The sequence below is a fragment of the Cupriavidus gilardii genome, assembly GCF_017598945.1.
In the GTDB taxonomy this organism is placed as follows: Bacteria; Pseudomonadota; Gammaproteobacteria; order Burkholderiales; family Burkholderiaceae; genus Cupriavidus; species Cupriavidus gilardii_E.
Window position 1 is genome coordinate 1 of the sequence record NZ_JAGFTW010000008.1, and the last position, 12,076, is coordinate 12,076.

Below are 12,076 nucleotides of genomic sequence, written 5' to 3' on the forward strand. Positions count from 1 at the left end.
CGTTCTAAGCCTGCCGGTCGTTTGCTTGCCTAAATAATGCTAAGTAATCTGTCTTATAAGTTAGCAGAGTGATAGTCGCATTGTGGATATGAGTACTCACAGTACCACATCGCCGGTCTGATCAGTTTTTTTTTTCTCGTGGGCTCGGAGATGTTTATAAGAGACAGAAAAGGTGGGGTGGAGGGGGTGGGGGTGTTGGGATAAAGCGGGCGGCTTCGATCGAATTCAAGCTGCCAAGGGCGGCATGTTCGCCATTCGCTCAGACCATCCGACGCCAATGCGCACCGCGGCCCGCAAAGCGGCAACCGCCATCGTTCAGAGCCGCAACAGCGCGACGCAGCGATCGCGCTTCATCCAGCGTCACCGGATAGCGCTGCTCCACATCGTCGATCGAGCCGAGATCGAAATAGCTGCGGAGCGTTTGGCCGTGGATCGTGAGGCCCCAGCTGTCCATTTGGCGAAGGTCGGCGAGACGCACGATGACAAAGGCATCGGGATCGTTCGAGCCGGCGTTCGCGATGGCCTGATCCAGCCGCGTTGCCAGGGCCCGCAGGTCGGTGCAGTTTGGCAGGGCGTTGTGCGTGCCGGCGGCGGCCTGTGCGGGCATGGCTTCGGCATTCGGCGCAGGAGCGGTTGCGAACAAGGAGGCGTTGCCAGCGGCGTGGGCGTGCTGGGGCGGTGAGATCGGATTCATGGGGAGCTCGAGCGGGTGGAGGAGGGTTCGAGCTTATCCGCGGCCGGCGCGCATGGCGTTGGGCGGATTCTGAAAGAGATCGTGGGGAGGGAAGGGGCGTCGGTCCCTCATCGCAAGACAGGGAAGCCCCAAAACAAAATGCCCCTGGAATTATCCAAGGGCATTTCGATGAAACCTGGTGCCGAAGAGAGGAATCGAACCCCCGACCTTCTCATTACGAATGAGCTGCTCTACCGACTGAGCTACTTCGGCAACACTACCGGTTGGGAACCGGATAGAGCCCGCAATAATAGCAGCGGATCAGGCAGCTGTGAAGCCCCTCGACGCACTTTTTTCACGGCCCGGACAGGCACCGGTCAGCCGAAAGTCCGGTCGGCGGGGGAGGCGGGATTCGTCGGCGTGGACGCATCGGAGCGCGACAAGCCGGCGAGCAGCGCGTCCACCGCGGCGATGAATTCACGCAGGCGGACGAGCGTGACGGGAAACACCGGGTCCGAGGCGTCGATCGTCCACGGGTAGAAGTACAGCTCGCGCTCCTGGGCGCTGATCGGCACGCCCCAGTTGGCCAGCTGGCGCAGATCGCAGACGTGGAGATCGATGGCGTCGCTCAGGCCGTAATGCAGCGCAACGTCCAGCGTCTCGTTCAGTCTGATGGCAAGAGCCTGCACCGCTGCGCGTTCGAGCGGGGCTTCGCCGCAGGGCGGGTTTGCCGGTGTGATGGCGGTGGCGGGCGGGTTGATCGGTGGGGAGATGGCGTAGTGGGCGCCGACATCCGAGAGGGGGGCCATCGCGGTTTCCTTGCTGCCTGTCCGGGTGGAGAAAACAGCAGGGTAGTGGCCAGGCGAGGCGGGGGAAATGAGCCGATTCTGATTTCTGATTTCCGCTGCGAAAAGAAAAAGGGCCGCCGGCAATGCCGGTCGGCCCTCTGGCGGGCGAGCCCATGCAGGGCCGGCCGCCGCGCCAACGGACGACTCAACTGCCCGTCTGCGCTTCCTGGTGGTAGCGGGTCACGCGCTCGACCTCGTTCTTCGAGCCCAGGATCACCGACACGCGCTGGTGCAGTTTCTCCGGCTGGACCTCCAGGATGCGCTGATGGCCGTTGGTCGCGGCGCCGCCGGCCTGTTCGACCAGCATCGCCATCGGGTTGGCCTCGTACATCAGGCGCAGCTTGCCGGGCTTCTCCGGCTCGCGCTTGTCCCACGGGTACATGAAGATGCCGCCGCGCGTCAGGATGCGGTGCACGTCGGCGACCATCGAGGCGATCCAGCGCATGTTGAAGTTCTTGCCGCGCGGGCCTTCCTCGCCGGCCAGGCATTCGTCGATGTAGCGGCGCACGGGCGGGGCCCAATGCCGCATGTTCGACATGTTGATCGCGAACTCCTTGGTGTCCTCGGGGATCTTCACGTCCGACTGCGTCAGCACGAAGCTGCCGGCCTCGCGGTCCAGCGTGAACATATGGACGCCGTTGCCGACCGTCAGCACCAGCGTGGTCTGCGGGCCGTACACCGCATAGCCGGCCGCGACCTGGTGCGTGCCCGGCTGCAGGAAGTCCGTCTCGGTGACGGTCTGGCCCGGCTTGGGCATATGCAGCACCGAGAAGATGGTGCCGATCGACACGTTGACGTCGATGTTCGACGAGCCGTCGAGCGGATCGAACAGCAGGAGGTATTCGCCCTTCGGATAGCGGTTCGGGATCTCGTAGAACGAGTCCATTTCTTCCGACGCCATCGCGGCCAGATGGCCGCCCCATTCGTTGGCGTCGAGCAGCACCTCGTTGGCGATCACGTCGAGCTTCTGCTGCGTTTCGCCCTGCACGTTGCCGGTGCCGGCCGAGCCGAGCACGCCGGCGAGCGCGCCCTTGCTGACGGCATTGGAGATGGCCTTGCAAGCGCGCGCAACCACCTCGATCAGCAGCCGCAATTCCGGCTCGATGGTGTTGTGCTTGCGTTGTTCCTCGACCAGATAGCGGGTCAGGCTGATGCGAGTCATGGGGTTTCCTCCTTGAATGGCCGCCATTCTACAGGCCGTGGCGGGCGGCCCACCGATGTCGGGGGGGGCATGCCCGCGATCGCTGGCGGGCTATCGCACCCAATTGCTCGGGGCAAACCGCATCACGCGGACAGCGCCTTGCCGACGATCTCGCGCACGTCCCGCGACAGCTTGTCGGCCGCCGCCACCCGCTCCAGCGCGGCGCGCATCTTGTCGCGCAGCGGCAGCGTGTATTTCTGCCAGCGGTCGAGCGCGCGTGCCAGGCGCGCGGCCACCTGCGGGTTGATCGCGTCCAGCGCCAGCACCTGTTCGGCCCAGAAGTCGTAGCCCGAACCGTCCTCGGCATGGAATTGCGCCGGGTTGCCCGAACAGAAGCTGAAGATCAGCGCGCGGGCGCGATTGGGGTTGCGCAGCGTGAAGGCGGGATGCTGCATCAGCGCCCGCACCGTGTCGATGGTGCGCTTGCCCGCATGCGGGCCGACTTCGCCACGCTGCATGCCCTGCAGCGAGAACCACTTGTCGACCACCAGCGGATCGTTCTCGAAGCGCTGATAGAAGTCCGCCAGCGCGGCCTCGCGTCCGGGCGCGAAGCTGTTGACCATCGCCGTCAGCGCGGCGAAGCGGTCGGTCATGTTGTCGGCCTGCTGATACTGCTCGCCGGCCAGCGCATACATCGCATCGTCGCCGACCTCGACCAGATAGCCCAGCGCCAGATTGCGCAGCGCGCGCTTGCCTGCCGATTCCGCGTCGGGACGATACGGACCCGTGGTCGCGCTGGTCTCGTAGGCACCGAGCCAGTTGCTCTGCAGCGTACGGGCGAGGGCGGCGCGCATGAACTGCCGCGCGCGATGGATCGCCGCCGGATCGGCCACGCCCATGCGCTCGGCCAGATAGGCCTCGGCCGGCAGCATCAGCGCCTGTTCGCGGAAGGCCGGGCTCAGCGAGGTATCGGTCAGCACCGAGCGGAACGCGCCGATCAGCGCGGGGTCCAGCTCCAGTTCGCGCCCGGCCTGTACGTCAGCGACGAGCTTGAGCAGCGCGCGCGTCGCCAGCCGCTGGCCCGCTTCCCAGCGGTTGAACGGATCGCTGTCGTGCGCCAGCAGGAAGGTCAACTCGTCGTCGCTGTAGTCGACATCGACGATCACCGGCGCCGAGAAATTGCGCAGCAGCGAGGGCAGCGGCGGGCGCGGCCCCTTGGGCAGATTGACGAAGCGGAAGATCTGCCGCGCCTCGGTGAAGTTCAGCACGCGCGTGGTGTCGCCCGCGGCGGCTTCGCCATCGAGCTGCAGCGGCAGGTCCTTGCCGTCCGCGCCGATCAGCCCCAGCGCGAAGGGGATATGGAAGGGCAGCTTTTCCGGCGTGCCCGGCTGGGTCTCGATGCCGACCTTTGGGCATTGCTGCGTCAGCGTCAGCGTCAGCAGGCCCTGATCGGCGTCCCATTCGGTGTGCACGCCGACCACGGGCGTGCCGGCCTGGCTGTACCAGCGTCCGAACTGGGTCAGGTCGCGGCCGTTGGCGTCGGCCATCGCGGCGAGGAAGTCGTCGCAGGTCACCGCCTGGCCGTCGTGCCGCTGGAAATACAGGTCCATGCCCTTGCGAAAGCCCTCGCGGCCCAGCAGGGTCTGGTACATGCGCACCACTTCGGCGCCTTTCTCGTACACCGTGACGGTGTAGAAGTTGTTGATCTCCTCGTAGCTGTCGGGCCGCACCGGATGCGCCATCGGGCCGGCATCCTCGGGGAACTGCACCTGGCGCAGCACGCGGACGTCCTCGATGCGCTTGACCGCCCGCGCCGAGCCGTCGTCGGCGCCTTGCTGGGCCATCATGTCGGCGGAGAATTCCTGGTCGCGGAACACCGTCAGTCCTTCCTTCAGCGACAGCTGGAACCAGTCGCGGCAGGTCACGCGGTTGCCGGTCCAGTTGTGGAAGTACTCGTGGCCGACCACCGATTCGATATTGAAGAAGTCGGTGTCGGTCGCGGTGGCCGCATTGGCCAGCACGTACTTGGTGTTGAAGATGTTCAGGCCCTTGTTCTCCATCGCGCCCATGTTGAAGTCGCCGACGGCGACGATCATGAAGCGGTCCAGATCGAGTTCCAGCCCGAAGCGCTGCTCGTCCCAGCGGATCGCATGAATCAGCGAATCCATCGCATGCTGCGTCTTGTCGAGGTCCTGCGGTTCGACCCAGACCTGCAGCAGCTTCTCCTTGCCCGAGCTCGTGGTGATCCGTTGCTCGATGCATTGCAGCTTGCCGGCGACGATGGCGAACAGATAGGACGGCTTGGGGAAGGGGTCTTCCCACACGGCCTCGTGGCGGCCGCCGTCGAGCTGCTGTTCGCCGATCAGGTTGCCGTTGGACAGCAGCACCGGGTAGGCGGCCTTGTCCGCGCGCAACGTGACGCGGTAGGTCGCCATCACGTCGGGGCGGTCGAGGAAATAGGTAATGCGGCGAAAGCCCTCGGCCTCGCACTGCGTGAAGAAGTTGCCGTTGGAGACGTACAGCCCCGACAGCGTGGTATTGGCCTCGGGCTGGCAGGCGCTGACGATCTCCAGCGTGCCTTGCTCGGGCAGCCCGTTCAGCGTCAGACTGCCGTCGTCCTCGCGATAGTCGCCGAGCGGCTGGCCGTCGAGCCGCACGCTCAGCAGCTCCAGCGCTTCGCCCGCCAGCACCAGCGGCGCGCCGGCCTGGCGGCGGGCAAAGCGCAGCGTGCTGGTCACGACGGTGCGCTGCGGATCGAGCTCGAACACCAGGTCGACGTGTTCGATCGCGAAGGCGGGCGGGGTATAGTCCTTGCGGTGGACGGTGACGGGGGTATCGGTGCGCAGCATGGATGGTCCTGTCCTGGAAGGCGGTGAGTCGGGGGCGCCGGACGCCGGGTAATCCATTGTAGCCAAGCACGGCATGGCCGCACGGCGCCAAGGGAATTCCGGTGCACGCCGCCGGTCTGATGCAACGAGAGGGCGGCCCGCCGACCGCCTCGCACCAACCACCGGCAACCATCGGCAACCGTCGGCAACCGTCGGCATGCGGTCCGGTGGAGCCTATCGGCGGGACCATGAACGGAAGGAAGAACATCATGTGGCAATGGCGAAAGGCCTGTGCACGGGCGGGCCAATGGCTGGTCGCCGCGAGCGGCCGGGGTGAAGGCATGGGGCGGGCGGAAACAGCCGGCTGGTCGGCGCGATGGTCCGCCCGATGGGCCGGAGCCGCGATGCTCGGCGCCTTGCTGCTGTCGGGCTGCGCAAGCACGGTGACCACCGACGTGACGGCGTTCCGGCAGCCCGGCTGGCAGAACGATCCGCCGCGCACCTACGCGTTCGAGGCCGAGAAGGGGCCGGGGCAGGCGGAGCAGCAGGCCCAGCTGGACCGCGCCACGTATCAGAACTGGATCGCCGACGCGCTGGCCGGCCACGGCTTCACGCAGGTGCCCCGGTCGCAGGCGCGCTATCTGGTCAGCTTCGATTTCGATGCCGATCCGCGCCTGGTGCGCGTGCACGAGACCTACTATCCCGATCCCTGGTACCCGTGGGGTCCGTACTGGGGCCCCTACGGCTACTACCGCCCGTGGGGGCCGTGGGGCTGGGGCCCGGGCTACTGGCCGCCGCAGACGGTGATCCGCGACGTGCCGGCCACGCTGGCGAGTCTGCGCGTCTTTATCCGCGAGGCCGCCGGCAACAAGCGGGTCTACCAGGTCACCGCGCAGAACCTGAGCGAAGGCAGCACGATGCCAGGGCTGATGCCGTATCTGGTGCGCAGTGCGTTCGCCGAATTTCCGATGGAAAGCGGCCGGCCGCGGCGCGTGACGCTGGAGGTCGACAAGAACCGGAGGTAGCGCAACACGACGCTCCCCGCTGCGCGACATCGACGCCGGCCATGCATTCCCCGAGGATGGCATGCCGGCGTCTTGTTTTACCGGTGGATCGCCGAAAGCGCATTCCCGCCATTGGCGCTATTCCGGTAAAAGCTCTTTAACCGCAAAATCCCCGCGTTTGGGGCCATCCGCGGTGTCATCGGCGCGACTCCCGCACGGTGCCTGGGCTAGAATAGCTCCTCGATTTTTTCGGCCCTGGCTGTTCGACCGGCATCCGTCGGCATCGACCAGCGCCATGTTGGGCCTCTTTCCGGACGAGCGACATGAGCAGCAAGACCAGCGGTGACGCACCGCAACACGCCCCCAACAGTCCTGAAGCGCAACTGCGCCTCGCCGCGCTGGAATATCACCGCAGCCCGACCAAGGGCAAGATCCAGGTGACCGCGACCAAGGCGCTGTCGAACCAGCGCGATCTGTCGCTGGCCTATTCGCCGGGCGTGGCCTATGCCTGCGAGGAGATCGCCAAGGACCCGGCCATGGCGGCCGAGTACACCTCGCGCGGCAACCTGGTGGCAGTGGTCACGAACGGCACCGCGGTGCTGGGCCTGGGCGATATCGGCCCGCTGGCCGGCAAGCCGGTGATGGAAGGCAAGGGCTGCCTGTTCAAGAAGTTCGCCGGCATCGACGTGTTCGACATCGAGCTCGATGCGCGCGACCCGGACCAGATCGTCGAGATCGTCGCGGCGCTCGAGCCCACGCTGGGCGGCGTCAACCTCGAAGACATCAAGGCGCCGGAGTGCTTCTACATCGAGAAGAAGCTGCGCGAGCGGATGAACATCCCGGTCTTCCACGACGACCAGCACGGCACCGCGATCATCTCGGCGGCGGCGCTGCTCAATGGCCTGAAGGTGGTCGGCAAGGACATCGGCAGCGTCAAGATGGCGGTATCGGGCGCGGGCGCGGCGGCAATTGCCTGCCTGGACACGATGGTGAGCCTCGGCGTCAAGCGCGAGAACATCTACGTGGTCGATTCGAAGGGCGTGATCTTCGTTGGCCGCGACGCCAACATGGAGGCCAACAAGGCCCGCTACGCGCAGGACACCTCGGCCCGCACGCTGGCCGATATCGTCGAAGGCGCGGACGTGTTCCTCGGCTGCTCGACCGCCGGCGTGCTGACCGCCGAGATGGTCAAGACGATGGCCGACAAGCCCATCATCCTGGCGCTGGCCAATCCCGAGCCGGAGATCCGTCCGGAAGTGGCCAAGGCCGCGCGCCCGGACTGCATCATCGCCACCGGCCGTTCGGACTATCCGAACCAGGTCAATAACGTCCTCTGCTTCCCGTACATCTTCCGTGGCGCGCTCGATTGCGGCGCGACCAAGATCACCGAGGAAATGAAGCTGGCCTGCGTCAAGGCCATCGCCGAGCTGGCAGAGGCCGAGACCAATGACGCGGTGGCCGCCGCCTACGCCGGCAAGGAACTGAAGTTCGGCCCCGACTACATCATCCCGACGCCGTTCGACCAGCGCCTGATCGAGAAGATCGCGCCGGCCGTTGCGCGCGCGGCGATGGAGTCGGGCGTGGCCACGCGTCCGATCCAGGACCTCGAGGCCTATCGCCAGCAGCTGACGCAGTACGTCTACCACACCGGTCTGATCATGAAGCCGGTGTTCTCGGCCGCCAAGGCTGCGCCCAAGCGCGTCGCCTACGCCGAGGGCGAGGAAGAGCGCGTGCTGCGCGCGGTGCAGACGGTGGTCGACGAGGGTCTGGCGCGTCCGATCCTGATCGGCCGTCCGCACGTGATCCAGATGCGCATCGACAAGGCGGGCCTGCGCCTGAAGCCCGGCGTCGATTTCGAGCTGGTCAATCCCGAGGACGATCCGCGCTATCGCGCCTATCACGAGGCTTATCACGCGCTGCGTGGCCGCGATGGCGTGACGCCCGACATGGCCAAGGTTGCGCTGCGCCGCTCCAATACGCTGATCGGCACCATGCTGATGCATATGGGCGATGCCGATGCACTGCTGTGCGGCACGGTGGGCCGCTTCGAGGCGCATCTGGAGCATGTGCGCGACGTGATCGGCCTGAAGCCCGGCGCCAAGGTGCTGGCGGCAATGAACGCGCTGATGCTGGAGAAGTACACGCTGTTCATCACCGACACCTTCGTCAACGAGGACCCGACCGCCGACGAACTGGCCGCGATCACGCAGCTGGCCGCCGAGGAAATCCGCCGCTTCGGCCTGACGCCGAAGGTCGCGCTGCTGTCGCACTCGATGTTCGGCTCGTCGAACCGCGCCTCGGCGCGCAAGATGCGCGCCGCGCAGGAGCTGCTGAGCCAGATCGCGCCCGAGCTGGAAGTCGAAGGCGAGATGCAGGGCGATGCCGCGCTGGTCGAGGACGTGCGCCGTCATTTCCTGCCGGGCACCAAGCTGGCTGGCTCGGCCAATCTGCTGGTGATGCCGACGCTGGACGCGGCCAATATCGCGTTCAATCTGCTGAAGATCACCGGCGGCCAGGGCGTGACGGTGGGCCCGATCCTGCTGGGCGCGGCCAAGCCGGTGCATATCCTGAATCCGCAGGCGACCACTCGCCGGATCGTCAATATGACGGCGGTAGCGGTGGCGGAGTCCGGCGCGCTGCGCTGAACGGTCGTTGTCGATCCAAAATAAAAGCCGGGCTGCGTGCCCGGCTTTTTTCATTGCGACATTCGGTCGCGTTCTGCGCTCGTCGTTTTTGCTCGATGTTTGGTGCTCGTTATTTCATGCTGCGGTGCTGTGCTGCGGAGCAGCGTATGGGCTGAGAGCAGCGCTACTGCAATACGTTGTACTGCTGGCGCATGTCGACGATGATCGACTTCGCCGCACGCAATTGCATCGACACGCTGTCTTCGGCCGCACGGGGAAAGTCCACCTCGGCGCTCCAATTGCATCCCGTATGGTCGGGCTGGTGCACGCGTACCGCATGCAATTCGCACTCGCCGCATTCCGGATTGTTATCGAGGCACTGGTTGAGGATAGCCATCAACTCCGACCGGGTCTTTGCGTATCGCCGCATGAGTCACCTCTCTCGTTTGGCTAATCGTGGTCTGGACGTTCAATGTAGGCATTCGTCCTGGGCCGTGCCAATTGAATGAGTCTATGAGGTGAAGTCGCTCATTCCCGCCGCGGGAGCAGGGGAAAGGTGTTGCGATGCAGCGGGGAAGGGAGGGAGAGAGGCGATGCTGCGGCATTGCGCCGCAGCGAGGGAGGCGCTGCTGCCCTCTCCCCCGGCCCCTCTCCCGCAAGCGGGAGAGGGGAGCGAACCGAGCCGCAGCGATGCGCCGCTTGTGTTCTCCCTCTCCCGCTTGCGGGAGAGGGCAGGGGAGAGGGCGCCTTCGGGCCGTTCAGGCCCGAAGGCAATCACAAATCAGAACTTGTGCCGAATGCCCACGCCGAACGAATCGCCGTGTTCTGCGCCGGTGATCTTGTCGTAGAAGTAGGCCGCATACACGTCGGTACGCTTCGACAGGTTGTAGTCGTAGGCGATCGCGAACGTGTTGCGCTTGAAGTCGTCGACATTGTTCTCGGCCTTCACGTAGCCATACGAAGCGAGCAGGCTGCCCGCGCCGATGGGCACCGAGGCGCCGATCTGGCCGCTGGTGTGCTTGATGTCGCCGGTGGCATTGGTCACGTCGCTCTTGATGTACTGACCCTGAGCGAACAGCTTGACCACCTTGAAGTCGTACGACAGGCCGGCCAGCACCGCGTTCTGCTTGTCGAAGCCCGACAGTGCGGCAGGCGAGGTGACATCGCCCGGCACGTTGTTGAACTTGACCTGCTGGAACGCCACCGTCGCGGCCAGCGGGCCGTTGAAATACATCAGGTTGCCGCCCCACTTGTTGCGGCCGGTGGAGCCCGCCTGTTCGCCGAACGAATAGATCAGGTTGGCGGTCAGGCCGCCGAAGGTCGGCGTCGAATAGACCAGCGAGTTGCTCCAGCCCGAATCGCCGATGATGCCCGGATCGAACACGGTGCCGTTGGTGGCCGTGAAGTAGGTGTGGAAGATCGCCGGCGAGAACACGTACGAGTCGACCAGCGGGTTGAACAGGATGGTCGAGATGAAATACGGCGTGGTGTTGCGCCCCAGCTTGAGCGTACCGGCGCGGTCGCTCTGCAGCCCCACATAGGCATTGCGGCTGAACATCGCATCGCCGTCGAAGCGGCCGGTGCGGCCGTTATCGGTACGATAGAAACCGTTCAGGTCGAAGATCGCCTTGAGCCCGTTGCCCAGGTCTTCGGCGCCCTTGATCCCCCAGTACGACGTTTGCATGCCACCCGAATTGGCGACCCAGGCGCGCTCGCCAGTGCCCGGGTTCTTGACCGCGCCGACGAACATGTCGACCTGGCCGTAGAGCGTGACGCTCGATTGCGCCATGGCCGCGCCGCTGAAAAGGGCCGCGGCCAGTGCGGCCAACTTGAACTGCTTCTGCATGAAAGACCTCCGTGGTTTGATCCTGTTGGAACGTTGTGTACTGGGTCCCTGACGGGTTCTCTTTTTGGTATGCACCGCCGGCATCGGTGGCGAGGGTGCCGGGGCGGACGGCGCTGGCTTCGGGCGCCGTTCATCGTGGCATCGGGCAGGGCGCCGGCGATCCATTGCCGAGGCCTTGCCCGATGCGCGGTCTTGCTCCATGCATGGCATCCATGCGAGCGGAATTTCGACTCAGCCGGATACTAAGTCGTCGAGGCGGAACTGGGCAATCCGATGGATCTGGTTGATGCATGTTTGCAACTCATCGGCCGGCGAATTCTCGATGCGTCTTGCGAACTCGTCGATGATGCCGGCGCGATCGTAGCCGCGTACCGCGAGAATGAACGGGAAGCCGAATTTCTCGTTGTAGCGCGCATTCAATGCCTGCAGCCGTTCGAACTCCGCGGGCGTGCATAGATTCAGCCCGGCGCCGCTCTGCTCGCGCGTCGATTCCTCGGTCAGTTCGCCGCGCACCGCGGCCTTGCCCGCCAGTTCCGGGTGGGCGCGCACCAGCTTGAGCTGGGCCGCTTCGCCGGCCTGGTCGACGGCCGCGCGCATCGCGGCGGCCAGCGCCTGGCGATCGGCGAAGGGGCGCTGCTCGGCGGCGCTGGCCGCGACCCAGGGCGAGTGTTCGTAGATACCGCCGAGCGCCTGCACGAATTCGGCGGACGGCATCGCGTTCAGTTGGGAGAGGGTGTAGGTCACGTCGGGACTCGGTTGTGTTTGGAAGGGACTTTGCGCATGGATTCCGTATTACCGCGGCGCCTTGGCCGTGTACGGATGCGTCTCGATCCAGTGCCGCGCGATATCGATGCGGCGCGCGATCCAGACCTTGTCGTGCGACTGTACGTAGTCGAGGAAGCGCTGCAGCGCGCGGAAGCGGCCGGGGCGTCCGAGCAGCCGGCAATGCATGCCGATCGACAGCATCTTCGGCTGGTTCAGCCCTTGCGGATCGCCTTCGGCGTACAGCACGTCGAACGCGTCCTTCAGATACTGGAAGAACTGCTCGCCGGTATTGAAGCCCTGCGGCGTGGCAAAGCGCATGTCGTTCGAATCGAGCGTGTAGGGCACCA

At 65.4% G+C, this 12,076-nt stretch carries 9 protein-coding genes, 1 tRNA gene and 1 pseudogene; 2 read left to right on the forward strand and 9 right to left on the reverse strand.

Translation table 11 applies throughout. From position 1 onward, the window contains the following. Nucleotides 1-259 precede the first annotated feature (259 nt). The 5 genes from J5T34_RS04295 to pepN all read right to left on the reverse strand — a co-directional run bounded on the left by J5T34_RS04295 (nt 260) and on the right by pepN (nt 5,511). Nucleotides 260-694, reverse strand: coding sequence for a hypothetical protein (locus J5T34_RS04295; RefSeq protein WP_208578769.1), 435 nt, complete (start codon nt 692-694; stop codon nt 260-262). 176 nt (nt 695-870) lie between these two features. Next, nucleotides 871-946 (reverse strand) — tRNA-Thr (locus J5T34_RS04300). A gap of 104 nt (nt 947-1,050) precedes the next feature. Further along, nucleotides 1,051-1,482 carry a hypothetical protein gene (locus J5T34_RS04305; protein ID WP_208578770.1) on the reverse strand — a complete coding sequence of 144 codons (432 nt, stop codon included), beginning with the start codon at nt 1,480-1,482 and terminating at the stop codon, nt 1,051-1,053. A 184-nt stretch (nt 1,483-1,666) separates the two neighbouring features. Beyond that, nucleotides 1,667-2,683: a class 1 fructose-bisphosphatase gene (locus J5T34_RS04310; RefSeq protein WP_208578771.1), complete on the reverse strand. Its 1,017-nt coding sequence runs from the start codon at nt 2,681-2,683 to the stop codon at nt 1,667-1,669. A gap of 122 nt (nt 2,684-2,805) precedes the next feature. Continuing rightward, on the reverse strand, nt 2,806-5,511 hold the full coding sequence (gene pepN / locus J5T34_RS04315) for an aminopeptidase N (protein WP_208578772.1): 2,706 nt from the start codon (nt 5,509-5,511) through the stop codon (nt 2,806-2,808). Between the two features lie 383 nt (nt 5,512-5,894). On the opposite strand from pepN, the gene J5T34_RS04320 reads away from it, so the two are divergent. Together J5T34_RS04320 and J5T34_RS04325 are read left to right on the forward strand one after the other, a co-directional pair. Continuing rightward, nucleotides 5,895-6,515: a DUF4136 domain-containing protein gene (locus tag J5T34_RS04320; protein WP_208578773.1), complete on the forward strand. Its 621-nt coding sequence runs from the start codon at nt 5,895-5,897 to the stop codon at nt 6,513-6,515. 302 nt (nt 6,516-6,817) lie between these two features. After that, nucleotides 6,818-9,139, forward strand: coding sequence for an NADP-dependent malic enzyme (locus tag J5T34_RS04325; protein WP_208578774.1), 2,322 nt, complete (start codon nt 6,818-6,820; stop codon nt 9,137-9,139). A 163-nt stretch (nt 9,140-9,302) separates the two neighbouring features. Here J5T34_RS04325 and J5T34_RS04330 read toward each other — a convergent pair whose 3' ends face one another. From J5T34_RS04330 to J5T34_RS04345, 4 genes and pseudogenes are all read right to left on the reverse strand, one after another. Then, nucleotides 9,303-9,548 carry a hypothetical protein gene (locus J5T34_RS04330; protein WP_006576013.1) on the reverse strand — a complete coding sequence of 82 codons (246 nt, stop codon included), beginning with the start codon at nt 9,546-9,548 and terminating at the stop codon, nt 9,303-9,305. Nucleotides 9,549-9,899: 351 nt separating this feature from the next. Beyond that, complete coding sequence (locus J5T34_RS04335; RefSeq protein WP_208578775.1) at nt 9,900-10,964, reverse strand: porin; 1,065 nt, start codon at nt 10,962-10,964, stop codon at nt 9,900-9,902. A gap of 231 nt (nt 10,965-11,195) precedes the next feature. After that, on the reverse strand, nt 11,196-11,678 hold the full coding sequence (uraD, locus tag J5T34_RS04340) for a 2-oxo-4-hydroxy-4-carboxy-5-ureidoimidazoline decarboxylase (RefSeq protein WP_208578776.1): 483 nt from the start codon (nt 11,676-11,678) through the stop codon (nt 11,196-11,198). 78 nt (nt 11,679-11,756) lie between these two features. Further along, nucleotides 11,757-12,076 (reverse strand): annotated as a pseudogene (locus J5T34_RS04345) (allantoinase); the annotation flags it as partial.